19 protein-coding genes are annotated in these 24,410 nt (G+C 64.4%); 7 read left to right on the forward strand and 12 right to left on the reverse strand.

Annotation, left to right across the window (positions count from 1 at the left end):
• The 3 genes from PVT71_RS28410 to PVT71_RS28420 all read left to right on the forward strand — a co-directional run bounded on the left by PVT71_RS28410 (window position 1) and on the right by PVT71_RS28420 (window position 4,008).
• Window positions 1-789 carry an SDR family oxidoreductase gene (locus PVT71_RS28410; protein ID WP_353476783.1) on the forward strand — a complete coding sequence of 263 codons (789 nt, stop codon included), beginning with the start codon at window positions 1-3 and terminating at the stop codon, window positions 787-789.
• 4 nt (window positions 790-793) lie between these two features.
• Entirely contained in the window at window positions 794-1,477 is a 684-nt protein-coding gene (locus PVT71_RS28415) for a TetR/AcrR family transcriptional regulator (RefSeq protein WP_353476784.1), read from the forward strand.
• Between the two features lie 143 nt (window positions 1,478-1,620).
• Window positions 1,621-4,008: a membrane-bound PQQ-dependent dehydrogenase, glucose/quinate/shikimate family gene (locus PVT71_RS28420; protein ID WP_353476785.1), complete on the forward strand. Its 2,388-nt coding sequence runs from the start codon at window positions 1,621-1,623 to the stop codon at window positions 4,006-4,008.
• 99 nt (window positions 4,009-4,107) lie between these two features.
• On the opposite strand, the gene PVT71_RS28425 is transcribed toward PVT71_RS28420, so the two are convergent.
• The 3 genes from PVT71_RS28425 to PVT71_RS28435 all read right to left on the reverse strand — a co-directional run bounded on the left by PVT71_RS28425 (window position 4,108) and on the right by PVT71_RS28435 (window position 6,970).
• A complete protein-coding gene (locus PVT71_RS28425; RefSeq protein ID WP_353476786.1) occupies window positions 4,108-4,932 on the reverse strand; it encodes a HupE/UreJ family protein in 825 nt (274 codons plus the stop codon).
• Window positions 4,933-5,104: 172 nt separating this feature from the next.
• Window positions 5,105-6,463 (reverse strand): nucleobase:cation symporter-2 family protein, encoded by a 1,359-nt coding sequence (locus PVT71_RS28430; RefSeq protein ID WP_353476787.1) that lies wholly within the window; start codon window positions 6,461-6,463, stop codon window positions 5,105-5,107.
• 30 nt (window positions 6,464-6,493) lie between these two features.
• Window positions 6,494-6,970: a nucleoside deaminase gene (locus PVT71_RS28435; RefSeq protein ID WP_353476788.1), complete on the reverse strand. Its 477-nt coding sequence runs from the start codon at window positions 6,968-6,970 to the stop codon at window positions 6,494-6,496.
• Between the two features lie 116 nt (window positions 6,971-7,086).
• Between PVT71_RS28435 and PVT71_RS28440 the strand changes: the two genes are divergently transcribed.
• Window positions 7,087-8,013 carry a LysR family transcriptional regulator gene (locus PVT71_RS28440; RefSeq protein ID WP_353476789.1) on the forward strand — a complete coding sequence of 309 codons (927 nt, stop codon included), beginning with the start codon at window positions 7,087-7,089 and terminating at the stop codon, window positions 8,011-8,013.
• Window positions 8,014-8,509: 496 nt separating this feature from the next.
• On the opposite strand, the gene PVT71_RS28445 is transcribed toward PVT71_RS28440, so the two are convergent.
• From PVT71_RS28445 to hmpA, 7 genes are all read right to left on the reverse strand, one after another.
• Window positions 8,510-9,343, reverse strand: coding sequence for a peptidylprolyl isomerase (locus tag PVT71_RS28445; protein WP_353476790.1), 834 nt, complete (start codon window positions 9,341-9,343; stop codon window positions 8,510-8,512).
• A gap of 132 nt (window positions 9,344-9,475) precedes the next feature.
• Window positions 9,476-11,281: a DUF3604 domain-containing protein gene (locus PVT71_RS28450; RefSeq protein ID WP_353476791.1), complete on the reverse strand. Its 1,806-nt coding sequence runs from the start codon at window positions 11,279-11,281 to the stop codon at window positions 9,476-9,478.
• A gap of 233 nt (window positions 11,282-11,514) precedes the next feature.
• Window positions 11,515-11,679, reverse strand: a complete 165-nt coding sequence (locus PVT71_RS28455) for a hypothetical protein (protein ID WP_353476792.1) — start codon at window positions 11,677-11,679, stop codon at window positions 11,515-11,517.
• 1,147 nt (window positions 11,680-12,826) lie between these two features.
• Window positions 12,827-15,385, reverse strand: a complete 2,559-nt coding sequence (locus PVT71_RS28460; protein ID WP_353476793.1) for a hypothetical protein — start codon at window positions 15,383-15,385, stop codon at window positions 12,827-12,829.
• A gap of 194 nt (window positions 15,386-15,579) precedes the next feature.
• A complete protein-coding gene (locus tag PVT71_RS28465; RefSeq protein WP_353476794.1) occupies window positions 15,580-16,248 on the reverse strand; it encodes an NnrU family protein in 669 nt (222 codons plus the stop codon).
• Window positions 16,249-16,250: 2 nt separating this feature from the next.
• Window positions 16,251-17,450 (reverse strand): NnrS family protein, encoded by a 1,200-nt coding sequence (locus tag PVT71_RS28470; RefSeq protein ID WP_353476795.1) that lies wholly within the window; start codon window positions 17,448-17,450, stop codon window positions 16,251-16,253.
• Between the two features lie 44 nt (window positions 17,451-17,494).
• On the reverse strand, window positions 17,495-18,676 hold the full coding sequence (gene hmpA / locus PVT71_RS28475) for an NO-inducible flavohemoprotein (RefSeq protein ID WP_353476796.1): 1,182 nt from the start codon (window positions 18,674-18,676) through the stop codon (window positions 17,495-17,497).
• 147 nt (window positions 18,677-18,823) lie between these two features.
• On the opposite strand from hmpA, the gene PVT71_RS28480 reads away from it, so the two are divergent.
• A complete protein-coding gene (locus tag PVT71_RS28480; protein WP_353476797.1) occupies window positions 18,824-19,255 on the forward strand; it encodes an Rrf2 family transcriptional regulator in 432 nt (143 codons plus the stop codon).
• Between the two features lie 72 nt (window positions 19,256-19,327).
• Here PVT71_RS28480 and PVT71_RS28485 read toward each other — a convergent pair whose 3' ends face one another.
• Complete coding sequence (locus PVT71_RS28485; RefSeq protein ID WP_353476798.1) at window positions 19,328-20,044, reverse strand: FCD domain-containing protein; 717 nt, start codon at window positions 20,042-20,044, stop codon at window positions 19,328-19,330.
• Window positions 20,045-20,134: 90 nt separating this feature from the next.
• Here PVT71_RS28485 and PVT71_RS28490 point away from each other — a divergent pair, with 90 nt between their 5' ends.
• Window positions 20,135-20,890 (forward strand): sulfite exporter TauE/SafE family protein, encoded by a 756-nt coding sequence (locus PVT71_RS28490; RefSeq protein ID WP_353476799.1) that lies wholly within the window; start codon window positions 20,135-20,137, stop codon window positions 20,888-20,890.
• Window positions 20,891-20,943: 53 nt separating this feature from the next.
• Window positions 20,944-22,089, forward strand: a complete 1,146-nt coding sequence (locus PVT71_RS28495; RefSeq protein ID WP_353476800.1) for an HPP family protein — start codon at window positions 20,944-20,946, stop codon at window positions 22,087-22,089.
• A gap of 173 nt (window positions 22,090-22,262) precedes the next feature.
• Here the strand turns inward: PVT71_RS28495 and PVT71_RS28500 are convergent, their stop codons facing one another.
• Window positions 22,263-24,401, reverse strand: a complete 2,139-nt coding sequence (locus tag PVT71_RS28500) for a VCBS repeat-containing protein (RefSeq protein WP_353476801.1) — start codon at window positions 24,399-24,401, stop codon at window positions 22,263-22,265.
• Window positions 24,402-24,410 lie beyond the last annotated feature (9 nt).

Consider the following 24,410-nt stretch of genomic DNA (forward strand, 5'->3'; position numbering starts at 1 on the left):
ATGGACATCAAGGGGCAGTGGGCACTGGTGACTGGCGCAACCGGCGGGCTCGGTGCCAATCTCGCGGAAAATCTCGCGGCGCGGGGTTGCAATCTTGTCCTCTCTGCCCGCCGGCGGGATGCACTGCAGAGACTCGCGCAGCAGCTTCGCGAGCGCCACGGCGTCGAAGTTCTGGTCGAGCCGTGCGACCTGAGCGCGCCGGAGGCAGCCTCGGACCTTCACAATCGTCTGATCCTGCAGGGAATCTCGATCGACGTTCTCGTGAATAACGCAGGTTTCGGCATACACGGGGATTTCGTCTACCAATGCGTCGATGCGACCGCAGAGATGCTGCGCGTCAACGTTCAGAGCCTGACTATGCTTTCCCGGCTGTTCGGCTCGGACATGGCGCACAGAGGCAGTGGCGCAATCTTGCTCGTCGGCAGCCTCACTGCCTATACCCCCTGTCCGAGCTACGCCGCCTACGCCGCGAGCAAGGCCTACGTGGTGCATCTAGGTGAAGCGCTGCATCATGAACTCGCCTCCGCGGGCGTCACAGTCACCGTACTGTCGCCGGGGATCATGGACACAGGGTTCCTTGAGACCTCGGGCCACGCGCCGAGCGCTCTACTGCGCGCGACGATGCTGACGCCGGCGCGCGTGGCCGAGATCGGTGTAACGGCGCTGATGAAAGGCAAGCGGAGCGTGGTTGCCGGCCGAATGAACCAAGTCACCGCCTTTTCCGCACGGCTTCTGCCTCGCGGACTTCTCCTGCGCGCCATGACGCGCTTTCTGGCAAACGCGAGGTAAGGGCATGGTCACCTACGCATCGGCCGCCGAAGACAAGCAGGTCCGCCGCGAGGCGATCCTCGAAGCGGCGCTCGCGCTGTTTCTCGAGGACACCCGCCATCTCCCCACCGTCGCAGCAGTCGCGACCCGCTCCAAGCTCGCGAAGGGTACGATCTACATCTACTTCGAGAGCAAGGAGCAGATCTTTTCCTCGCTTCTGATCCGGGAACTGCGGGCCTTCATCGCCTTTGTCACCCGGTACTTCGAGACCTCCAGCGGTCCGGGCCCGGAAATCGTCGCGGAGTTCGTGACGCAATACGTCGGCCATGTGTGTGACCACCCGTCACTGATGTGGCTCGACTCCATGGGCTACGCGATGCTCGAACCAAATCTTTCCGACGAACAGGCGCTCGATCTCAAACTTCAATTTGCCGAGGCCCTGGACGAGGCCGGGCGGGCGATCGAAGTCGCGCTGGAGTTGCCGAAGGGTGAGGGAGTGGATCTGCTGGTCCCAAGCTTCTCGCTGACCCGCGGCCTCTGGCAGATCGTCGATATTCCGCAGGCGGTCAAAGACCATCCGAAATTTGCCGGCCATCCCTTCTCGCGCATGGACTTCGGTCGGGATCTGTCGCGGGCGCTGACCCGGTACTGGCGCGGCGCCTGGGATGTCCGGAGGTACTCCGGCCCCTTGGACACCGACGGCAGTTAGGCGGTCTCTTCACTTATCTGCGGAACAACAGGTACCTGAAAACGCCCTGCGCGGCGTCTCAGGCCCGTGTCCCGCCTGGGACCGAGGTCGCAAGACGCACCCGTCCGCCTGCCCTGCTCTGGGCCTTCGGATTTCTTCTCGCCGTGGTCGGGCTCGTCCTGATCGCGGGCGGAGCCTACCTGATCAGCCTCGGCGGCTCGTGGTACTACGGGATCGCCGGACTGCTCATGCTGGTCTCTGCCCTGCTGCTCTTCAGGGGCCGGGCCGTGGGGCTTCACGTCTACCTCGCGCTCTTCGCCGGCACCAGCGGCTGGGCGCTCTGGGAGGCCGGCCTTTCGTTCTGGCCGCTGGTGCCGCGGCTTGTCGCGCCGGTCTTCCTGGCCGGTCTGGCGCTGCTGTTGCTGCCGCTGGCCCGCCGCCACGAGGGCAAGCCCGCCTGCGCCCGCGGCCTTCGGCTTGGCGGCGTGGGCATGATGGCGGTCTTCGCCGGGTTCGTCGCGCTGATGTTCCAGCCGCATGATGTGGTGCAGAACGACCTGCCGATCGTGCCGGGCGAGGTTTCGGCCGCGACCGAGACCTCCGGCGAGAGCTGGCTCTCCTGGGGCAAGACCGGCGAGGGCCTGCGCTACTCCACCGCCGAGCAGATCACCCCCGAGAACGTCGGCGAGCTCGAGATCGCCTGGACCGCGCGCACCGGCTTTGTCGCCGACCAGTCGCAGAGCCTGCAGGACCAGAACACCCCGCTCTACGTCGACGGAACGCTCTACCAGTGCGCCGCCGGATCGCAGGTGACCGCGCTGGACGGCACCACCGGCGAGATCAAGTGGCAGTTCGACCCCAAGGGTGCCTCGCCCTACTGGAAGCGCTGCCGGACCATGGGCTATTACGAGCCGCCCGCCGGCGACGCCTGCGGCCCGCGCATTGTCATGGCGACGACCGACATGCGCCTCATCTCGCTCAAGGCCGAGACCGGCGAGGTGTGCGAGAGCTTCGGCGAGGGCGGCACGGTCGACCTTGCCGAGGGGATGACCCAGCTGACGCCGCAGAGCGATCTCGACGGCGCCGCCGAGGTCTCGCCGCTGCCCGGCTTCCTTGCGCAGACAACCGGACCGTTCATCGGCGGCGGCAAGATCATCCTCGGCGGTTGGGTCGCCGATAACGTCAGCACCGGCGAGCCCTCGGGTGTGGTGCGGGCCTTCGACGCGCAGACCGGCGAGCTCGCTTGGGCCTGGGACCTCGGGAACCCGGCGATCACCGGCCTGCCGACTGAAGGCGAGAGCTACACCAAGGGCACGCCCAACGTCTGGAGCGGCATCGCCATCGACGAGGAACTGGGCATGGTCTACCTGCCCATGGGCAACGCCACGCCGGACTACTACGGCGGCGCGCGGCGCGACATCGACGACGAGTATGGCGCGGCGCTGGTGGCGCTCAACCTCGACGACGGCCGCGAAGCCTGGCACTTCAGCACCGTGCACCATGACATCTGGGACTACGACCTGCCGGCGCAGCCCGCGCTCGCGGACATCCCCGACGGCAAGGGCGGCACCGACAAGGCGATCATCCAGGTCACCAAGCGCGGCCAGATCTTCGTGCTCGACCGGCGCACCGGCACGCCGCTGAAGAAGGTCGTCGAGAAACCCGTGCCCGCCTCGGACGGCAAGATCGAGGGCGAGTACTACTCGGAGACCCAGCCCTATTCGGTCGAGATGCCCACCATCGCGGCGGATCACCTGACCGAGGCCTCGATGTGGGGCGCGACGCCGATCGACCAGATGCTCTGCCGCATCATGTTCAGGAGCTACCGCTACGAGGGCGAGTTCACCACGCAGTCGACCGACAAGACGCTGATGAACCCGGGCAACGGCGGCGGCTTCAACTGGGCCTCGGTCTCCTACGACCAGACGCGCAACCGCATGATGGTCGTCGACATGCGCATGCCCACGGTGAACTGGCTGATCCCGCGCGACGAGTACGGCGACACCAGCGAGCTGGTGATGAACTCGCACGGCCGCTCGCCGCAGTTCGGCCTGCCCTACGGCCACGACCTGCACAACTTCATGTCGCCGCTCGGCGTGCCCTGCATCACCCCGCCCTGGGGCATGGTCTCGGCCATCGACCTCGCGACCGGGCAGATCGCCTGGCAGCAGCCGGCGGGCACCTCCGAGGACACGCCGCTCGGCACCCTCGGCAAGAGCCCCCTCAAGGCGCAGATCGGCATGCCGGGCATGGCGGGCCTCGTCTCGACCAAGTCAGGCCTCGCGTTCCACTCGGGCACGCAGGATTACTACCTGCGCGCCTATGACACCGAGACCGGTGAAGTGCTCTGGAAGGGTCGCCTACCTTCCGGCTCCCAGTCCACGCCGATGACCTACGCCGATGACCTACACATCCGCTTCCCCTCAAAGGAACAGGCCCTGGCCTGCTTCAACAGCGATGACTACCAGACCCGGATCATGCACCACCGACACAAATCGACGACGGACACCCGCGTCGTGCTGGTGGATGGGTTCGGCTACGGCGCAGAGTGACCATGGCTCTTGCGGCCATTGGACGTCACTCAGATGCCCAGGGGTCGTGTAGCTATCTCCGAGCAATCCACCAGGGTCGTTCAAGCGGCCCTGTCACAATTAAAAAAACATTCCGTCCAACCGCTCGAACACCCAGTAGGTCGCGATGGTCCCGATGCCGTAGGCGGCAGCGACCGGGGCGGCCCGCGGCAGGGCGGCGAGGCAGCGCTGCAGGGCCACCAACGCCAGCAGCACCGCGATGAAGGCAAGCTGACCCAGTTCCACGCCGACGTTGAAGAACAGCAGCGCCAGCGGGATGTCACCTTGCGGCAGTCCGATCTCGACCAACGCCCCGGCGAAGCCGAAGCCGTGCAAGAAGCCAAAGGCGAAGGCGACGATCCAGGGCCAGCGGGTCGCGAGACGGTGGCGGCTGCGGGGCAGGTGGATGGCCTCGACGACGACCAGCAGGATGCTGAGCGCGATCATGGTCTCGACCGGGGGCGGCGGCAGGAATACGTAGCCGAAGGTGGCGAGCGCGAACGTGATGGAATGGGCGACGGTGAAGGTGGTGACGGTCTTCAGTAGCATCGGCCAGCCGCGCACGATCAGCATCAGCGCAGCGACGAAGGTCGGGTGATCGACCCGTTCGAGGATGTGCTGCGCGCCGAGGCGGGTGTAGGTCTGCACCATGGCCCAGGCCGAGGGCGTCTCTGGGATAGTCACGGCGGGCTCGCGCGGACGGAGCATGAGGCAATGATGCCTGCCGTCCAGCAGCGAGACATTGACCAGCGTGTCGATGATGGTGCGGCCCAGCCCGGTGCCAGGCAGCCCCGCCTCGCCGGTGAGGCCGTAGCGGAAGAGCACGAAGCCCTCGACGAGAGTCGAGCCGGGCACCGGGGTCAGGGTGAGGGCCAGGTCGAAAGCAGGGCGGATATTCTGCACCATGCCGTCGCGGGTCCACATATGCGCATTGAGATGTTTGGATCGCGTCCGGAACTTTTCGGATTTCTCCCCCCAGAACCAGGCGCTATGGAGAATACCGACCCGCGTCGAGCACGGGTCGGCAAAAGAACCTTAGCCGCGGACCTTCGAGAAGGGTGATCCGGCAGTCATCCCGTCAGGCCTGAGCGAAGCGACTATCTTCCAGTCCCTTGTGGAGCCCCAGGAGCGCGAGATTGAGCACGATAGCCGCAAGCGCACCCATGATCACCGGTGAGGTAAAGATCACCTGCGACCAGCCCGGCATGAAGGCGAAGAAGTCCGGCTTAACGATGGCGATCATAGCCATGCCGACGCTCAGCCCGATGACGATGTAGTTGCGGAAGTCGCTGTCGAAATCGACCCGGCGCAGGGTCTTGATACCGACCACGACCAGCGTGCCGAACATCATGAAGCCGGCTCCGCCGACGACGGCCTTAGGAATCGAGGCAGCAAAGCCGGCGAGCACCGGCGACAGGCCGATCGCGATCAGGAAGACTCCCGCCAGTGCGACCACCCATCGGCTGCGCACGCCTGTAATGCTGACCAGGGCCACATTCTCGGAAAAGGCCGTGTACTGGAAGGAGTTCATCACACCACCGATGACCGTCGACAGACCGTCGGCGCGGATGAGGTCAGAGATGCTCCGAGCATCGGGCTTGCGGTCCACGATCTCGCCGACGATCATCGCGTCGCCGACGGATTCAACCCATGTGATGGCGATCACCAGCACCATGCTCAGGATCGGCACGAGGTGGAAGGTGGGCGCGCCGAAGTGGAACGGGGTCACCACCGAGATCACCCGGTCGGTACCGATGCCGCCAAAATCCACCTCGCCCATAAGTGCTGCCATTCCGATGCCGAGGAGGATGCCGACGAAGATCGCGATATTTCGCAGGAAACCGCGGCCGAGGACGTTGAGTGCGATGATTACCGCGAGCACGCTGAAAGCTATGCCGGCGTATTTGGGCGCGCCCGCGTCCGACACGTAGCCACCGGAGGCGTAGGTGATCGCAACCGGCAGCAGACTGAGGCCGATCACCGTGAGCACCGAGCCAACCACTATGGGCGGGAACAGGCGCACGATGTAGCGCCCGAGCGGGGCGATGGCGATGGCGACGAGGCCGGACACGATCACCGCACCATAGACCGCCTGAAGCCCGGCAGTGCCACCGATCTCGAGCAGCGCCGGATCGCTGGCGATGGCGATGACCGGCGAGATGGCGGCAAATGTCAGCCCCTGCATCATCGGCAAGCGGATTCCGAAGCGCCAGAATCCGACGGTCTGGATCAGCGTGGCAATGCCGCAGGTAATCAGGTCGGCCTGGATCAGGTAGGCGATCTGTTCCTGGCTGAGGTCGAGCGCACCGCCGATGATGAAGGGTACCGCAATGGCACCGGAGTACATCACCAGCAGGTGCTGAAGCGCGAGCACGATCATCCGCATCGGGGGCAGAACCTGGTCGACGGGATGTGCGGCGGAGGTGTTCTTTTTCATTGTAGTCTCCCTGTTGGACCCGGACAGCAGTTATTGCCAGAACCCGCGGTGCCCTTCGGCGACCTCTTCCTCGATTTCGCTGTAGGGCCCGCGCGTCTCGACCTTGCGCTGGCCGGCGCGGAACACGTCCTCGCAAGGAAGGTCGAGCGTCAGGTTCTCTGGGTTGTCGCTGGTCAGTACCGCGAGGCGCTTTTCGGTCATGCCATAGACCACCGCGCCGATGCCGGCCCAGTAGCAGGCACCCGCGCACATGCAGCAGGGCTCGACCGAGGTGTAGAGCGTGCAGCCCGCGAGGAACTCCGGCGAGTAGAGGCGGCTTGCCTCCTGCGCGACAAGCAACTCAGCGTGCCCGACGCCCCTGTCGTCGCTGTAGTTGTTGCCCCGACGGATCAGCGCCGTGCCGTCCGGACCGACCAGCGTCGCGCCGAAGGGGTGGTTGCCGGCTTCGCGGCTTTCCTGTGCGATGCGGACGGTTTCGCGCAGGTGTTTTAGGTCGTCGTCTTTCATGACAGCTCCTGTGTCTGAATGACTCGAGCCGTAACTCCGTGAGAGGTGTTGACCGGATTGGAATAATTTGCACTTTGCGCGCTAATAATTAGATCACCGCCCGGAGACACCCGCAGATGCCTGAATTCTCGAGAGAAATCTATTCCTTCGTGGAAATTGCCCGAGAGCGCTCGATCCGACGGGCTGCCGACAAGCTTAATATTTCATCATCTGCGCTCAGCCGTCAGATGAACTTACTTGAAGCGGATCTCGGCGTCTCGCTCCTGACCAGGCAAGTGACGGGAGTACAGCTGACCGAGCATGGCACTATGCTGTTGCAGCAGGTCGAGAAGTGGCTCGAAGAAGATATGCGCCTGCGCGCGATGCTCGCGAAGGCCGATGCGACGCGCGAGCGCGCGCTGAGGATTGGTGCCATGGAGTGTTTTGCTGACACCCTGCTGCCAGAGTTGTCCTTGTATGCCCAGGCACAGGACAAGGCCGACCGGATGGTGACCAAGACCGGCGGCACCGCCGAACTGTTGCGCGATCTGGAGAACGGCAAACTGGACCTCGTCATCGCCTTCAACGTGCATCACAGCCAGATCACGCGCGTGCTGTATGACCGCGACTGTCGCATCGGTATGGTGTTCAGACCGGGGCTGCTTTCCATTGCCGAGGAGGAAGTGCCGATTGCCCGGGCCCTGGACCACCCAATCTGCCTGCCGGACGAGAACCTGTCGCTGCACACACGGCTTTATTCTGAACTGCTCAAGCAACGCCGACGTGCCGACATCCACGCGACCAGCAACTCGATTGCCATGATCCGCGAGATGGCCGTACGCGGCGATTGCGTCAGCTTCCTCACTTGGTTCGACGTCCATCGCGCGGTCGCTCGGAAGCAGCTGTGCTTTGTGCCTCTGGCTGAGCGTCGCCTGTCGGAAACGTTGTGCGTCTGCGTCTCGGGAATGCGCCCCTTTGCGCCTCAGCTATCGGCAGTCGCCACCGAGGCCGCACGATTGATCGAGGAGGTTGCGACCGGGACGGGGACGGAGCGCTTCTTGTAGTGAAAAGACGACAGGCAGAACAATCTGACGAAGTGTCTGGGACCATCCTGATCGACGTCGTCTCCGAAGGATAAGTTTCCGAGAGAGGAGCAACGCACTCAATCACCTTTCTGCAAGCGAGTGGCCAACGGCAGGTGCATTGCTGCAATGCGACCAAGGACAGCTTCGTCCGCTTCTTCGGTCGCCCAAAGGCCTCGGGGTGAAGGTCCGCTTCATCAGGTTGGGCTAATCGAGTTGAATGTCGTGAAAGGGCTGCCCTCCGACATCCGCTGCGTGAAGAGTGAATGTCCGGACTGGGGCCGGCAGCGACGGGCGCAGCTGCCCGCCATGTGTGGGGCTCGCTGCACTGCCGCAAGCCCGTTTCGAGCCCGAAACAGATGCACATATCGGCGACTTTCGAACCCCGCGTGCTGCTTCATGGCAGCAGACTTCGGTCGTAGCATCGCCGAAACTCTGAAGGCCACCGAAGGCCGTCATAACGCCGCGCGTGTCAGTCCTACCGCGCCAGAACTTCGCTCGCGGGTGGAAGCGTGACTTCGTAGCGCTTGAGCAGCATCTTCCCGAAATCCTCGCGCATCTCCCGAGCCCGGGTGGCCCGCCAGTCCTCTTCGACCGTCGCCCTGATTTCGGAAAGGGGTGGCAAGCGCGATGCGCTGCGGTCGGTGACATGGACAAGGTGATGGCCGTAGCCGCTCTGTACCGGACCGGACCAGCCGGAACCGGCCAGTTCGGCGATCGCCGCCGCAAATCCGCGACCAAACAGCCTGTCGACTGCGGTTTCGGAACTCAGTGGCAGGCGGATCGGAAGCAGGCTGCCCCGGCTGAGAGACGCGGGATCGGCCCCTTCTTCGAGGGCGAGCTTCAGGGATTCTGCCGCACTGGGATCTTCCGGCAAGAGCACCTGTTCAAACGCCAATTTCGCTGGCTCAGCGAACCGGTCGGCATGGGCTTCAAGATGGGCTTGCAGCACCGCCTCATCCGCCGCGAGTGTGGCGGCACCGGCTTCCGATATGAACTGCATCTTCTGGCTGAGCCGCAGCCGGATCACCGAGTCGCCCTGGTCCAGACCCAGGGCGACGGCCTCGCGGTACTGTACCTCTTCCAGTGCCCAGGCGTTCATCAGGCCCTCCAGTTCGGTCACCGTGGGGGGACGGTTCCAGGTTGCCGCGAATTGGTCGGCAATCTGGGCAGCCTCGGCAGATTGCAGGACAATGACGTCCAGATCGGCCGCGGGTGAGCGGTCGTTCAGCAGACCGTAGGCAACAAAGATCAGTGCGCCGAGGGCGAAGAAATGCAGCAGTGGAGACTTCAGAACGGCGCCTGCGGTCATTGATGTCGTCTCGTCATGCCGCGCCAAAGAGCCCGATCCCGCCACTCAGCGCAGTGTCAGGTCCGCGCGGGATTTCGCCAACTTGGCGCTGCACCCCATCGGGCGCGATGCAGGTGGGGCGCAGCGCCTGGTTCATTCCGGCGTGTACCAGATCGGCGAGGTCCACGCGCGTTCCTGGATTGATGTTGGAAGACCCTCCGGCACTTCGACGCCAAGTGTCTTCGCATCATATGTCGACCAGCGAGGCGTCGGAATCTGGAGAACCCGGGCGTAGTAGACAGCGGGCACCGCCGGGTCGAAGTCGGGATCGGTCCAGGCAGCCATCAGGTCCGCAGCGCCAATGTCGTTGGTGTAGCTGGCCTCGGCCACGTCGACCGTGTTGCCAACGGGCTCGCTGCCATCGGTGCGGCCCCCGGAAAGCGCGACATCGTAGATTTGTTCCTTCTGTTCGCCGTTCTCGACCCAGCCTTTGATGACCTGGATGCGATCGAGGTTTGCGCCGTTAGCCTCTTTTATCGCTGCGAGGAGGAAGGTCGGGGCCACCCCCTCGGGTGCCGCGGGAAGATTCCCGCCCATGGGCACACCGCCATCGTAGGCCGCCTGCAGCCAGTCGGCGCTCTCCATCATGCCCTCGGCATAATCATAGCCTCCGAACATCCGAACACGCATACGCACGCCGGAGGTGGCGAAGGTCTCCTTGCGGACCATGGCATCGAAGATCGCTTCGCGCGTGTTGGATTCCGCCCAGACCCCCGCAAGGCCGCCAGAGCTGAACTGACGGACCTGCTGCGCGGCGGCTTCGCTCACGCCCGGAGGGCCTTCGAGGCGGTGTTCCGGATTGTTCTCGAAGCCGAACTTGCCGGTGTAGTTGTTCTCCTCGATCGTCGAGGCCGCGTTGTGGGTGTCGCTATCGCCGATGAAGCCGTATTTGAATGGGTTGCCCTTGCCCTCGGCCTCGAGCGCCATGCCCCGGATCAGCGCCTCGCGCATGTAACCGCCGACCTTGTGCTCGGGCGGCGTCGCGGTCGACGCCAGCGTGTAGTCCCAGAGCTCGAAGTTGGCGAATTCGTCGTTCGGGCTGATCGCCGGATAGACTTCCGACGTTCCCTTGATCTGCGTAATCTCATACAGCGGCTCGTTGCGCATCCGCGTCTCGGCATAGGCGCTGTCGATATCGCTGCCGCCATAGCTCGTCCCGATCGGGAACATGAGGCCATCGCTCGCATTTCCATTGTGAGGGACAGCCAAGAGCTCTGCGCCACTCTCGCGCTGGAGGTCCATCCAGGCCCAGAGGTCTTCCTCCCGGTCGGACTCGATCGCCGAGAAGGCGTGATCGGACACGTTCTCGGTGTCGCGGAAGATCACGACCCGATGAAGGTTGCGCCAGCCGGGGTTGGACGTCCACTCAAACCCGGCGAAGGTCGTGAATTCGCCCGGCTTGTAATGTTGATCGGCGATGGCGACGATCTTCTGCCACACGCTGGCCAGGAGCGCGGGGTCGCCAAGGATCGGATCATTCCTGCGGTTCGAGATGCCATCGAGGATCTCGGTGTAGGCGGCAAAGGAGGCGGTGGCATCGTCGCCGCTGATCGCCGCGGCGAGCGGATGCTTGCTGACCGGGCTGTCCGGATCGCCCATGAGCGGCAACGCTCCGAGGTATTCGGCGTGATCGCCCACGGAATACCAGTCGAGCGGCCGCAGGATCTTGAGGTCGGGACCTCCCCCGCCTCCCGGGATCGCCTCGCCCCTTGCCCAGCGGTAGGCTTCGTCGGGGCCGGAGACCGCGCCGTTGATGTTCGCGTCGAACGACCAGGCCGTGTGGACGTGAAGGTTGCCAAAATAGGCTTCGCGCAGGGGGTTGGTCGGAACATCCTGAGCAGATGAAGCGTTCGCGGCGCAAAGCGCGAGGATCGAGGTGGTGGCAAATGCGCGTATCATTCCAAACTCCCTCGGCATGAAAATATCAGTCAAAAGGAAAATTGATGCAGCTCACGGTTGCACGATTCCCGAAGCTTTACCATGGGTAAGGCGCTGCGTGGCCACTTGCTTGTCATGGCAAACCTCCTTCCTCCACCTGACTGCCAAGCGCATCCTACGCCGCATAGCGCAATCGTCGCGCCAGAAAGCGACCGGGGCTTCCCTGCGATTTGGCCGACGAGCAGACTGCCGCGCTATTTCGACGACGTCTTGTCTTTCTCTGTGGCGCGGCCCCAGCCCTCGGACACGGCTTCTTGCTCGACGCGCTCGAGGAAGAACCTTCTGGCCATTTCGGTAAGCCCATACCGGCTGATGTAGTCGGACATCACGTCGCTCAAGGACACAGTGGTCTTCATCATGGCGCTCCTTCCTCTCGGCTCAGCATAGGGAGAAATGTTGAATGGAAGGTTAAGCCAACGCCCGCGGGCAAGTGTCTCCAATTGCCGAGGTACCAAACGACAGGGGTAGGCAACTGAGTTTACACTGAGGCTTGGGAGCGTCATCGGCGGTCCTCAAAGTCTACGCCCAAATGTGCAGCGGGCACAGTCTTCGGTTCTGCGGAATTTCCTTGGCGGTTCTACCCGCCAAGGAAGAACATGCTTAAATGCAAGACGGCTACACCACTCACGGAATAAGCCGAGGTGACGCTAACATTGGAGCGTGGCAAAACCAAGACTTTATCAATTTGATAGTCTTAGACCCTCTCTCCCGAAGATGTATCGCCTGTTTTGGAGGCCCTGAAGTGCATTGAACGGCTCTCAACTCCAAGTCAGGACCGATAGGCCCTTGAAAACACCAGAACACAACCTGCACGTGTTTGAAGCGCAGTCAGGAGAAGTCTCACGCGGAATATTCCAACGTGCCAAGACTAGCAGATTATCGCTTTTTTGCCAGTATGTTCCGAGATGTGTTGCGCGGCTAGCCGGTTGAAAGTATCGTGAATCTTGAACGTGTCTTCTCCACTCACGGAACGTTCAGCACGCGGGGCGCACTTCCTTATTGCGGGAAATGCGCCCCATTCTGAAAAACAGCTCCCATCAAGCCCCCGCTCCAACCGACGCCCGCGACGACCAGGTCCGATGGAATTTCAGAGCAAGATCGCACGAGAGAGTGGGATCCAGCTCGGAAGCCCGCTCCTATGCAGTTCAGCGGTGCGGCGCCGATCACTAGCGGGTCCAGCGCGATCGGGCCGACATGGAGCCCTGCACAGGCCAGTATCCGCAGCAGTATTTCCGGCCAACTCAACTCCGTCCGCCACGGCGGCGACCTGCGCATCGCAACCATTCCCCTGAACAACCAGTCCTCGCCCATCTCACGCCCCCTGCGACGGCCGACCATGCGTCCGCCCACCAGCGAGAAGACAGCGAACCTCCCGACGAGAAGGCCATGGACTCGCCCTCGGTCCGCTGATTTGGCGGTCGCGCCTGTACAAGGAAGGGCTAAATTCGCGGAGCAGGTCAGTGGTCATCAATATCGCGGGCACTGGCGTCAGACGCGAGATCACCTTCAGATGAACAAGAACGCGTCCGGTCCGGTCGCGGGATCGACGGGGTCAAAGGCGATGTAATCCGTCCTAAGCGGCTCGCCGCCGTCTGGGTGACCGGAGATCTCGATCACGTCGCCGGGTGCCAGCGCAACCTCATGAATCGTGTGCCGTGCCGCACCTGCCTTGGTCACGATCGCGTCTCCGAACGTGCCGTCCCAGAGCCAACTGTCGAGCGCGACGCCGTTGACCGCCACAGTCATCTGGCTCGCCCCGTCGCTCTCGTCGAAGTAGCCGACCGTCAGGTCGTACGTGCCCGCCGCGCCATCGAAACTGTAGCTCGCGCGCGGATCAGGAGCGCCGCCGGTCTGCAGGTAGGCCCCGCCCGAGGCGTGGGGATTGTGGGCGATCTGCATGTCCTTGATGATCTCGAAGGTCTCTGCCTCGACCACGAAGCTGCCCGAGACCGGCGGCGCCTGGTGGATGTCGATGTAATCCGTGCGCAGCGGCTCGCCGCCGTCGGCGCATCCGGCGAGCGTCAGCACGTCGCCCTCCTCGAGCGCGACGACGGGGACCACCCGCCGCATCGCGGCAGCGCCGGTGACCGTGGCGCCGGCGGGATCCGCGTCCCAGGTCCAGGCATCGACCGTCTCGCCATTGACCTCGAGGCGCAGGCGGCTTGCGCCGTCGGTCTCGTCGAAATAGCCGATGACCACGCTGTAGAGCCCCGCCGCGCCGGTGAAGCGGCCCGAGGCCCCCGCCTCGCCGCCGTCCTGCGCGCGCAGCAGCCCGTCCTCGGAGGCCCAGGGGTTGCGTTCCGGGACGAAGCCGCGCGCGATGTCGAGGTTCTCGGCCTCGGTGCGCCCGGGGCCGATCGCGGCGGGCGGGCGATCAAGCGCGCTGTACTCGACGACATAGCCGAAGGCATGGTTCGGGTTCGGCGGGATGCCGTTGTCGGCCCATGTGCCGCTGGCGTAGAGCGAGTGCACCGTCAGGTAGTCCACTCCCGGAGGCTCCGACCACGCGTTGTTCGGCTCGAAGCCGCCCCAATCGGCATATCCCAGCGCCCCGGAGGCGCGCGTCCAGAAGACCTCGCCGGCCTCGGGGCCGGTCGCCCATTCCCAGGTCCCCTCGCTGCGTGCGTCGGACCCGCCGGCCCAGACATTGGGCGGGGTGATCGACAGGATGAAGGCGTTCTCCCCGGCCGAGGTGATGGTCGCGAGATAGCCGGGCAGCCCGAGGTGGCTGCGCGTCTCCGCCTCTGCCCGCGCCTCGTCCCAGCTCAGCGGGCCCTCGACATATTCATACCAGTGCCCGTTGCCCCCCTCGGCCTCGGTCCATTGCACCGGGGTGCCCGTCTCGAACTCCGCGAACCGGGCGACGAACACGTCCTGGCCGTCATTCGTGTCGCCGGGAACGAGGTTGGAGCCGGAACTCGAGAAGATGATCCCCGACCCGTCCGGGAGGAAGTTTGCCAATTGGCTCGGACCGTTGCTCACCACGCCGAATTCATTCGTCGTCACCAAGCTGACCTGCCCGGTCGCGAGGACCTTCACGTAGAGATCCACGGTTCCGTTGTCATCGCCGGGGACAAGAGCGGCAGTGGACTGGAAGAGAATCCGGGTGCCATCAGGCGAAAACCTCCCGCCGAAATAGGACCCGTCATGCTGGTTCCCCACGCTGTCGGTGGAGATGAGGGTGATTTCGCCCGTCGCCAGGTCCTTGATGAAGAGGTCCAGACCGTCTTCGTTGCTGTCCGGGGCGAAATTTGTGGCACGGCTGGTGATCAGCAGCTTGGTTCCGTCCGGAGAGTAGGTTGCCGACAGGCAATCCGCATTGCCCGCAGCGCCGTTCGCCGCCGTGGAGAGCAGCATCACCTCGCCCGTGACGAGGTCCTTTTCATAAACTTGTCCGACGCCGCCGCCGACGCCCGCGACGAGATTTCCGGCATTACTGATGAAGAGGAATTTCGAGCCGTCCGGCGAGAAACCCAACTCCTGCGTGCTTCCGCTAGCGGGATCGCCATCCACGTTGGACGACAGCAACTGAATCGCTCCGCTGGCAATGTCCTTGAGAAAAATACCAGATACGGACTGCCCAGGAATCAGGTTCGTGGCGGCGGTGTTGAAGGCGATCTTGGTGCCGTCTGGCGTGAAGATCGGCGAGCCACTTTCATTGTTTCCCTGAACCCCGCCCGCACTTGCCGAGATCAACTTTTCTTCGCCAGTGAGCAGATGCTTGTAGTAGATAGCGCTCTGCAGTTCCCCCAAGGGTGATTGGTAAAGTCCGACGAAGGCGATTTGGTTTCCATCAGCAGAGATCGCGGCATCCTGCATTCCCCCATCAGGGACATTGGAGGGTGAATCGAGTGTGACCCGCTGCCACGCGCTCGAGCCTTCCTGCTGCAGATATAGGTCCATCCGATCGTTGTCATCCCCCGGCACAAGCTGCGCACGGGTCTCAAGAACGAGTGTCTGGCCGTCTTGGCTGAATATCCCCTCCTGGCTGGGCAACTCAGCCTGAGAGCCATCGCTGTAAATGGATACCCGTTCAATGGATACGACCTTCAATTGCTTTGCCATGACCCTATCCTCCGTTGGCCTGACTGAAGTCGCTGGTGCTGAAAATGCGATCTAGAAAAAGTTATGAATTGCGCAGTGTCGCAAATGTGTGGACATGAAACCGGCAAAAGTTCCGAGAAGCAACCCTTGATGGACTAAGCTGGCGGTGAATGCACGCTGTAGCTGAAATGTCCATTCGACCTTGCAGGTGCACACTATGGCAATGGCGCCACCCCGATCACCAGCGGGTGCAGTGCGATCAGGCCGACGTAAAGCCCTGCACCGGCCAGCATCCGAAGTAATATCTCCGGCCAGGTCAATTCCGTTCGCCACGGCGGTGCCTTGCGCATGGCAACCACCAACCTGGACCAGTCCTCTCCCATCTCGTGCCGCCTGCGGCGGTCGACCATGCGTCCGCCCATCAGGGAGAAGACGAAGAACGTCCCGAAAAGGAGCACATGGGCCAGATCTCCATTTGCCACGAGATGCGCCGATGACCAGAGCGCCAGAACCATGAGGAGCGGATGGCGGATGACGCGGAACAGTCCAGGCCGCGCAGGGTCGAAGCGGGCATCACCCCTGCCGCCGAAAGACAGCGGATTGGGCCGCGCAACGCTGGCCGTGAACAGCAGGCAGGCCATGGCCATGAGGCAGAGCGTGACTGCGGATTGCCACGGGGCCCAGTCCCAGAGCGGCACGAAGGGTGCGCGGTCCGCGGCGGCGACCAGCCAGACAAGCACCGCCAGCGAGGCCGCCGAGTAGGCAAGAGAAAAACCCCGCGCGCCCAGGCGGGCCTCGAGGAATTTGCGTACAGGCGGGCGCAACGGCACCGAATGGCTGAGAAAGAACGCGGCAAAGGCCAGCGCGAGGACCGCCCAGCTCATGTTCACCGAGCCTCCCGCGGGCGGATCAGAAGCCCGCCGTAGAGACAAACAAAGCCTGCAAAGGCGAGGAGCCAGCAAGCGCCAGATAGGCTCTGGAGAAATGCTGCCGCGCCGGGCCACAGACCAGCCGCCGTCCGGATAAGTACGGAGGCGATCAACAGGGCGTAAACGGCGCTGGTCCCGCGTCCCGCCGTCAGCGGCTGCCCCGTATGGCCCAGCGTTGCGCGGGTCATTACCGCCAGCGTCATGACCCCGACCGCCCCCGCCATCCAAAGATGCTGCGCCGCCGCGGGCGCAAGCACTGCGGGCATTGCGCCTCCGAGGGCCACCGCCAGCGCTCCGAGGGGCACGAAGAGATACCCGGCATGCAGGATCCACACTAGCGGCTCGGAAAGGGTCGCCGTACCGGCCCAGCGAGCGACACGTACGAGATTCAGCAGTCCCGCTGCAATCAGCAGCGCAGAGGTTACCAGATGCTCCGGGCGCACGATCCAGGCCGCCAGCGCCGCCAGTAGCAGAAGCAACGCCGCCTTATCCAGGCGTTGCATGGGCGGCACTGGAAGCTCGCTGCTCCCGCGCCGTGCCAACCAGTTGCGCGTGAAGGAGGGCACGATCCGACCGCCGATAAGCGCGATCATCATCAGCGCAGCGCCAAGCCCGATCCGCAGCCCCATGCCTCCGGCCGCGTAACCGCCCCGCGCGGCCTCGACGTGGAAGAGGACGTTGCCGCTAAGAAAGACGCAGAGCAGCGCAACCACACCGAGGTTGCGCCAGTTCCGTCCCGCCACGATCTCGCGGAGCATCACCAGCGCCAGGACCAGCAGGAAGGACACGTCCACCGAAGCTCCGAGCCCGGCCGGCAGCAGCGCCGAGACTCCCATGGCCAGCCTGCCCACCAGCCATAGCGTGAAGAGCAGCATCAGTGGCCATCCGACGATCGGCATCCGCCCGGTCCAATTGGGCACCGCCGTCATCATGAAGCCGGCCAGCACCGCCCCGAGATAGCCGAAGAGGAATTCATGGGCGTGCCATGACACCGGGTCGAGCCGGGTCGGCAGCGCGAGCGTGCCCGAGAGCAGCGCGAGCCAGAGGCAGGCCGACAACACCGCCCAGAGCCCGGCCCCCAGGAAGAACGGCCGGAAGCCGTAGCTGAACAGCGCCGGGCCAGTCCAGGCCCGCATGCGATCCGAAGTCGTGGCCATTCCCGTGTCTCCTCAAATTTGGTGTCGGTGCGCGTTCAGCGGGCTCACCCTATCGTCACCGCCGCGGGTCCGAAGACCTCATGGTGGATGCGCGCATCGGGCACATTCGCCGCCTTGAGCCCACGCACCATCGCCTGCATGAAACCGACCGGGCCGCAGATGAAATAATCGGCCTGCTCGATGGAGGTGCTCTCGGTCAACCAGGCAGGATCGATGCGACCCTCAAAGACCCCCTCCTCGCGCTCCCGCCCGCCGAGGTCCTCATAAAACGCAAAGGTCGCGTCGGCGAGCCTTCCAGACGTTCCCGCCATGGCGTGGCGCTCCCGATCCTGCGCCGCGTGCACATGGACCATGCGCAGACCTTTCCCGCCAAAGGCTTCGAGCATCGAGATCATCGGCGTCAGCCCGACACCGCCCGAGAGCAGCACCACTTCCTGCTTGTCACGGGGATCGAGGAAGAAGGCACCCGCGGGCGGCGCGACGTCGATCCGCTGGCCCACTTCGGCGACCTCATGAAGCCAATTCGACACGCGCCCGTGCGGCTCGCGCTTCACGGTGATGCGATAGGTCTGACCGTTCGGCGCCGAGGAGATCGAATAGTTCCGCCGCTGCTCCTCGCCATCGGCAAGAGGAAACCGGAAGCTGAGATACTGTCCGGGGAGATGCCGGACGACCGCGCCACCATCCAAGGGACGCAGAACGAAGGAGACGATGTCCGTCGCCTCGCGCCGCTTCTCCGCGATCTCGAAGGCGCGCCAGCCGCGCCAGCCGCCCGGGGCCTCTGCCGTGCCCTGGTAGATGTCCTCTTCCCGTCCGATCAGGATGGTCGCGAGCTGCCAATAGGCCTCGCCCCAGGCTTTCAGGACCTCCGGCGTTGCAGCCTCTCCCAACACCTCCGAGATCGCTCCCAGAAGCGCATCTGCGACATGAGGATAATGCTCCGGGAGAATCTGCAAGCCCGCGTGCTTCTGTGCAATCCGCTCGACCGCTCCGGCCAATACGTTCGGCGTGCGGATATGGGTTGCATAGGCCACCAGCGCATTCGCAAGGGCCTTGTGCTGTGGCGCCTGGCCCTCCTGATTGGACATGTTGAAGAGCGCGCGGATCTCTTCGTCTGCAAGCAGGCGCCGGTACATCGCAGGTACGATCCGGTCGACATGCTGCGCCACGACCGGCGCGGTCGACTCGATGATCTGCAGGGTTGCTTCGCTGAGCGGGCGCGACATGATGCCCTCCTAAAAGGTTCCGATTATCGGCATCTATACAGGCCCTTCAAAAACATTCCACCCATTGGTATCTTAAAGGCCTGCGTCATTGCGTCCCGGCCTGAGCGGACCGGTGCATACTGCTGGCGCGACGGAAAGGACCGGAACATGCGGCTCAACGACAGCACCGACATTGCGCTGCGGATCATGATCCACGCCGCTTCGACCGGCGGCCAGCGCATCACGATCGACCAGATCGTCGCCCACTATCACCTGCCGCGCAGTACGGTCATGAAAGTGGTCAATGCGCTGACACAGGGGGGGTTTCTCAGCGCGCAGCGGGGCCGTTCAGGCGGACTGACGCTGGCACGGGACGCGGGCGACATCCCCGTGAGCGCCCTGGTCGAGCATATGGAGACCGACTTCGCCTTGGCGGAATGCATGCGCCCGGGCAACGCCTGCACGATCACACGGCGCTGCCGGTTGATCTCCCCCCTTGAGGAAGCGCGCCACGCCTTCCTCGCGGCGCTCGCGCGCTATTCGGTCGCCGACATCGCCCTCGCGCCTGCCGAGTTCGGGCTGACTGCGACCGATACCTGATGCCTTTTTGACCCTAAGCGCGCCACTCCAAGGCGCCAGCGTTCCATCAAAGTTCCTGCCTACTTGGGACGTTCACGCCCAGACCCGCGCTCCGAGACCCGGCAGCCCGGCCCCACGCATCGCGTCAGAGATGGTCTCGAGATGCAGCCGCATCGCTGCCGCCGCGCGGTCCGGGTCACGCCCCGAGATCGCCGCCGCAATGGCCTCGTGCTGGGCGCTGTGGCGCTCGGTGAACTCGGTAACGCCGAGCCTGCGATAGGTCAGTTCCCACTCGCGCTGCCAGGCCGCGTGACGCCGCACCCCCGCAAGATAGTCAAGCAGCCCCAGCAGGATCGGGTTTCCGGTCACCTCCGCGATGCCGCGGTGAAAGGCGGCGTCGAGCTGCTCGCTCTCGGGCCGCGTGCGTGCCCTGCGGCCACGCTGCGCCAGGTCTGCCAGATAGGCGGCCTGCTCCGGGGTAGCGAGCCGCGCCGCCTCGGCGGCCACCGAGGGCTCGATGGTCAGGCGCGCCTGCATGAGCTGCATCGGTGCGGCACCCTGCACGAGGATCTGTTCACGGATCGGATGGCCAAGCGGACGTGGGCCACAAAAGGTGCCCTGCCCGACATGCCGCCAGATCTCCCCTTCACGCTCGAGAACCTGCAGGGCGGCGCGCAGCGTCTCGCGGCTGCAGCCGAGCTGGCGCGCCAGGTCGCGCTCGGGCGGCAGCCGCGCGCCGACCTCGGCGGCCAGATCAGCCACCAGCCCGCGGAGTTCCGACAGGACCACCTGCCCCCGCTTTGATGTCATGCCGTGCCTCCCGCTCCGGGCCAAACCCAGACCAATTTGCAGACCAATGCCATGCCATGCAACACCGCGCCGCTCTCGAGGAGGACCCAGATGCTGACCACGACCATCCTTGCCCTTGCCGGTTTCGGCGCGGGCGCGCTCAACGCCATCGCTGGCGGCGGCACATTCCTGACCTTTCCCGCGCTGGTCTGGGTCGGCGTGCCGCCGATCATGGCCAATGCCACCGCCACTTTTGCCGCCCTGCCCGGCTATGCCGGAAGCAGCTGGGCCTATCGCCGCGACATCCAGGCGGGCGACGGGCCAAGCCTGCGCGCGCTGGTCGTCACCGCCCTGCTTGGCGGGGTCCTCGGCGCGCTGCTGCTGCTGGTCACCCCCGAGGACCTGTTTTCCGGCGTCATTCCCTGGCTGCTGCTGATCGCCACGCTGGCATTTGCCGCCGGCCCCGCGCTGCTGCGCGGGCTGCTCGCCTCGGGGCGCCGCCTGCCCGATGTCGTCTCGCCGGCGCTCCTGCTGCTCGTCTCGATCTACGGCGGCTATTTCAACGGCGGGCTGGGGATCCTGCTGCTGGCCGCCTTCGGACTCATCGGCATGAGCGACCTGCACCGGATGAACGGGCTGAAGACGCTGGCCTCGCTGGTGCTGTCGGCTGTCTCGGTCGTCACCTACAGCCTTGCCGGGCTGATCGAATGGAGCGCGCTGCTCGTCACCGGCCTTGGGTGCGCCGCGGGCGGCTACGTCGGGGCGCATATGGCCCGCAAGGTGCAGGACCTGTCGCTGCTGAGGACCTTCATCGTCACCGTCGGGCTGGTCACCACCATCGTTTTCTTCGCGCAGGCCTACGGTTGAACTTTTCGCAAAATGCTGAATTTTTGCGCGGCAGGCATAGAAGGCAGTTCCCCATGCAGATCCTCCGCTCCCTCGGGCCGGCCGTGGCGCGCGTCTCCCTCGGCGAGGCGCTCCGCGCCGGTTTCGGTGCGCTGCTCGGCCTCGGCGTCACCGGGCTGGTCCTACTCTCGCCGCAGATCGACCTGAGCCTCGGGCTCTATCTCGTCGCGCCCTTCGGCGCGACCTCGGTGCTGCTCTTCGCGGTGCCCAACAGCCCCCTCGCCCAGCCCTGGTCCGCCATCGTCGGCAATACCGTCGCGGCGCTGGTGGGCGTTGCCACCTGCCTGCTGGTCGCCGATCCGGCGCTGCGCATCGCGCTTGCCGTCGGGCTGGCGATCACCGCGACGATCCTCTGCCGCGCGGTGCATCCGCCGGCGGGGGCGGTGGCGATGACCGCCGCCATGAGCCCCGAGGCCATCGACCAGCTCGGCTTCTGGTTCGCGCTGACGCCGATCGCCGCGGGCACCACCGCGCTGGTCGTGCTCGCCGCGCTCTACGCCCGGCTGACCGGGCGGCACTACCCGTTCCGGCAGTTCGACGCCCCCGGCCAGCACGGCACCGGGGATCGTGCGCCCTCAGAGCGTCTCGGGCTCTCCGAAGCCGAGCTTTCCGGGCTGCTGGAGCGCTACCGGCAGTCCTTCAACCTCGGGGTCGAGGATCTGGCCCGGCTCATCGGCGCCGCCGAACTGCAAGCCGCGAGCCACCATGCAGGCCCGCTCACGGCCGAAGACATCATGTCGCGCGATCTGGTCACCGTCGGCGGCGACACCACCCTTGCCGAGGTCGCCGAGCTGTTCCGGCAGCATCGCTTCGCCTCGCTGCCGGTGGTCGGTCCGGGGCAGAGATTTCTTGGGGTGATTTTCCAGATCCACCTGATCACCCGCGCCCGCGACGATGCGCAGCGGCTCGAACGGGGATTCCTGCCCGCCTTCCGGCGGCTCGTCGATCTCGGGCGCGAGACCCCGGTGAGTGCCTCGGACATCATGAAGGTCGCCGGCCCGCGCGCCACGCGTGCCTCGCCGGTCGCCGCGCTGCTGCCGATGATGGCGGATGGCGACGTCGAGGCCATCCCGGTGCTCGAGCGCGGACGCATCGTCGGCATCGTCACGCGCACGGACCTGATCGCCGCGCTGGCGCGGCAGGCGCTCCGAGAGCGCTAAGACCACCGCCGAAGAGACGCGCGGACAAAAAAATGGCCGAGACAAGCTCGGCCGAAGTCCAACAGGGAGGTAGGGAACGATGAGCTTTTCGGCTCAAATCCGAACCCTGCGCCCAGTCTATGGGCGAAATTCAAACTTCTCAATAACAAGCGTCATGCATGCGCCTATTCCCCCTAGAACACGAATTCATCCGCGCTGTGGAAGATGCCGGTCTCGACCCGTGGTACCCAGGAATATTCCGTGGTCACGAAACCCGGCACGATCGGCGCGCTCAGCGAGAAATGCCCGGTGCCGTCGTTCACCAACATCCTGTTGCCGGCGGACTGGACGAGCAGGTCGATGTCTCCGTCCCCGTCATAGTCCGCCGGCGCGTAGACGCTTCCGACGATGGTGGGGTCATAGGAGCGCTCCTCGAACTCAAGCCCGTCTGCCCCTTCGACAATGTCGTAGAGCCGCAATCCCCGTGGCGCGCCGTAGTTCTCGTCCATATAGGCGGCGGTTACCATTTCGATGTCGCCGTCGCCGTCGAAGTCTGCCGCCGCGGCCGCGCCGACGCCGCCGCCGCTCGACGAGTCGCCCTGCGGGATCAGTGCCGGCCCCCGCGATGCCTGCCCCGTGCCATTGTTCAGATAGGTGTAGATGCCGCGCCCATCCCCGCCAGCGGTCAACATCACGTCTAGATCGCCATCCAGGTCCAGATCGACAACCTGAGGGTTTCCGGGCGGAGCTTCCGCCGGCATGGAGGACGAGACATCAGTCAACTGGCCGCTGCCGTCATTGACCATGACGAAAATGCTGTTGCGATCGTAGCCGGTCAAGAGGATGGCATCGAGAAACCCGTCGCCGTTCATATCGGCAAGCCTGCCCTCATTACCTGAATATCCCTGTTCGAGATAGCTGCGTGCTTGGATGGAAAAGGCACCGGTGCCGTCATTCTCGAAAATATAGACGGACTCGCCCAGGTAGCTGGAGGCGAGATAGTCGACATCGCCATCACCATCCACATCCCCGGCGGCATAGGCCTTGAACAGGTCGTCCGGAAGATCCGGATCGTAGGCGGCATAGTCCTGAATATAAAGGGAGACGGTTTCCTGGGAGGTTTCGCTCAAGGAAAAGCTGGCATTCCCTCCATTGAGATAGACTTCTGTCGTCACCGTGAAGCTGTAGGGGACCTGCCAATCACCTTGGGGGATGTCCGGAAGGTCCGGTCCCGCATGGGTGACCTTGATGAAATCATTCAGCCCATCGCCGTTCAGATCGGCGCTCATGAAGGACGCGCCACCCCGCGCGATGGTGTCATAGGTCACCTCGGTGGGAATGCCGGTCACCACTTCCGTGAACCCCCCATGCCCGTCATTCAGCGCAACGACCACATAGTCTCCGTCCTCGTACCAGATGTCGGGAGGCGACACCGGATCGGGGTCCACGGCGCCCTTGGCCTCGAACGAAAGGCTGTCGATCCGGAGCGGCTCGCCGCCGTCGCCATGTCCGGCGAGCTCGATGACATCCCCCGCCCTGAGCTCGAGCCCCGCGAGCAGTCGCGCCGCCTTGCTTGCCGAGTTGGCTAGGGCGCTGCCCGAGGTTCCGTCCCAATCGAAGCGGTCGATCTCTCTTCCGTTGACTGATACCCACATCTCCGAAACCCCGTCGGTTTCATCGAAGTAGTTGATTGTCAGGTCAAAAGTTCCGGATTCCTCCATCGTGTAGCTCGCGCGGGCAACCGTGCCCGAGCCATGCTGCAAGACCTGCGACCCCGAGGCGGCACCATTGCGGACCACCGCGAAGCCCGAGAGGATACGGAGGCTCTCGGCCTCGACGTCGAAACTCTGGGCGGTTTCCAGCGGCGTGACTTCGCTGAGATCGAGGTAATCGGTTCTGAGCGGTTCGCCCCCGTCGGAAGCGCCGCGAATCTCGATGACGTCCCCGTGGTGCAGCTCGAGATCCGAGATCACGTACTCGCGGCGAGCCGCGGCGGTGACGATCGCCGTGCCGCTGGGGTCGTCCCATTCAAACGCGGCCGCCACCGCACCGTTCACCAGGATCTCCATGTACGCGCTGCCGTCGCTCTCGTCGAAGTAGCCGAGACTCAGGTCATAATAGCCGCTGACACCGGAGAAAATCCCGCCCGCCTGCGACCCCTGCGCATTGGCTTCCAGGTATTTTCCGCCCGACGGATGGGGGTTGCTTTTGACCTGGAACCCGCGGCCAATCGAAAGAGATTCCGCTTCGGTCCGAGCGCCGGAAGAAATATCGGCCACCGGAGAAAAATTCGGAAAATCGAATATGGATAGCTGAGAAAGCGACATGGGCATTGATGCCTC

This window comes from Salipiger sp. H15 (genome assembly GCF_040409955.1).
Taxonomy (GTDB): Bacteria; Pseudomonadota; Alphaproteobacteria; order Rhodobacterales; family Rhodobacteraceae; genus Salipiger.

Excerpts from the sequence above, each read along its gene's own strand:
- PVT71_RS28410 (WP_353476783.1), top strand. The coding sequence starts at position 1 with ATGGACATCAAGGGGCAGTGGGCACTGGTGACTGGCGCAACCGGCGGG.
- PVT71_RS28415 (WP_353476784.1), top strand. The coding sequence starts at position 794 with ATGGTCACCTACGCATCGGCCGCCGAAGACAAGCAGGTCCGCCGCGAG.
- PVT71_RS28425 (WP_353476786.1), bottom strand. The coding sequence starts at position 4,932 with ATGGTGCAGAATATCCGCCCTGCTTTCGACCTGGCCCTCACCCTGACC.
- PVT71_RS28430 (WP_353476787.1), bottom strand. The coding sequence starts at position 6,463 with ATGAAAAAGAACACCTCCGCCGCACATCCCGTCGACCAGGTTCTGCCC.
- PVT71_RS28435 (WP_353476788.1), bottom strand. The coding sequence starts at position 6,970 with ATGAAAGACGACGACCTAAAACACCTGCGCGAAACCGTCCGCATCGCA.
- PVT71_RS28440 (WP_353476789.1), top strand. The coding sequence starts at position 7,087 with ATGCCTGAATTCTCGAGAGAAATCTATTCCTTCGTGGAAATTGCCCGA.
- PVT71_RS28445 (WP_353476790.1), bottom strand. The coding sequence starts at position 9,343 with ATGACCGCAGGCGCCGTTCTGAAGTCTCCACTGCTGCATTTCTTCGCC.
- PVT71_RS28450 (WP_353476791.1), bottom strand. The coding sequence starts at position 11,281 with ATGATACGCGCATTTGCCACCACCTCGATCCTCGCGCTTTGCGCCGCG.
- PVT71_RS28455 (WP_353476792.1), bottom strand. The coding sequence starts at position 11,679 with ATGATGAAGACCACTGTGTCCTTGAGCGACGTGATGTCCGACTACATC.
- PVT71_RS28460 (WP_353476793.1), bottom strand. The coding sequence starts at position 15,385 with ATGGCAAAGCAATTGAAGGTCGTATCCATTGAACGGGTATCCATTTAC.
- PVT71_RS28465 (WP_353476794.1), bottom strand. The coding sequence starts at position 16,248 with ATGAGCTGGGCGGTCCTCGCGCTGGCCTTTGCCGCGTTCTTTCTCAGC.
- PVT71_RS28470 (WP_353476795.1), bottom strand. The coding sequence starts at position 17,450 with ATGGCCACGACTTCGGATCGCATGCGGGCCTGGACTGGCCCGGCGCTG.
- hmpA (WP_353476796.1), bottom strand. The coding sequence starts at position 18,676 with ATGTCGCGCCCGCTCAGCGAAGCAACCCTGCAGATCATCGAGTCGACC.
- PVT71_RS28480 (WP_353476797.1), top strand. The coding sequence starts at position 18,824 with ATGCGGCTCAACGACAGCACCGACATTGCGCTGCGGATCATGATCCAC.
- PVT71_RS28485 (WP_353476798.1), bottom strand. The coding sequence starts at position 20,044 with ATGACATCAAAGCGGGGGCAGGTGGTCCTGTCGGAACTCCGCGGGCTG.
- PVT71_RS28490 (WP_353476799.1), top strand. The coding sequence starts at position 20,135 with ATGCTGACCACGACCATCCTTGCCCTTGCCGGTTTCGGCGCGGGCGCG.
- PVT71_RS28495 (WP_353476800.1), top strand. The coding sequence starts at position 20,944 with ATGCAGATCCTCCGCTCCCTCGGGCCGGCCGTGGCGCGCGTCTCCCTC.
- PVT71_RS28500 (WP_353476801.1), bottom strand. The coding sequence starts at position 24,401 with ATGCCCATGTCGCTTTCTCAGCTATCCATATTCGATTTTCCGAATTTT.